Below are 627 nucleotides of genomic sequence, written 5' to 3'. Positions count from 1 at the left end.
CTGCCCTCCGCTAAGCACCCTCCCCTGCGACCAGCTGCAGGTCGCCCTTCCCTATAACCTGAGCTTTGGCAGCTCAATAGCGGGCACCCTGGCAGACAAGAACGGAGTGGGCACGGGCTTCACCCTGGCAGACACTTACTCGGGCACCCGCCTCGCCGCGGACGGCACCCCCTCCAACCCCAGCCTGCCTGGCTTCGAGCCCGCCAAGCTGACTGTGGCCTCTGGCAGGCTGCAGGTCACCACCAACAAGGGCATTGCCTGGCTGACCAACAACAACCAGCTCAATGCCCTGGGGGTGAAGGTGGACTCCCGCTCCAGGCTCACCATCGAAGTAACGCTCGTAAACCCCTACTACGGCACCTCCTCCCAGCAGGGGGGGCTATGGTTTGGGGCAAGCGACAAGATGTATGTGAAGCTGGTGGTGGTAGGAAACAAGGTGGAGATGCGCCGGGAGGTCAACGATGCCTCCTCCTCCTCTGACCAGCGCATCACCGGTGCCGTGTCCGGCATCAACAACGCCACCGTGCGGCTCAAGCTGGTGGCAGACCCCTCAAACAACTCCGTGGCGGGCTTTTACTCCCTCAACGGCGGGGCAGAGCAGAGCCTGGGCACGGCCTTAAGCTTATC

1 protein-coding gene is annotated in these 627 nt (G+C 63.2%); it reads left to right on the top strand.

Annotation, left to right across the window (positions count from 1 at the left end):
* The coding region (locus FJM74_RS22115) for a hypothetical protein (RefSeq protein ID WP_187264825.1) at positions 1–627 on the top strand (627 nt) is incomplete at both ends.

Origin of the sequence: Pontibacter beigongshangensis, from assembly GCF_014332515.1 — a bacterium.
Taxonomy (GTDB): domain Bacteria; phylum Bacteroidota; class Bacteroidia; order Cytophagales; family Hymenobacteraceae; genus Pontibacter; species Pontibacter beigongshangensis.
The sequence above is the reverse complement of the archived record's forward strand: the minus strand, read 5'-3'. Positions and strand labels throughout refer to the sequence as shown.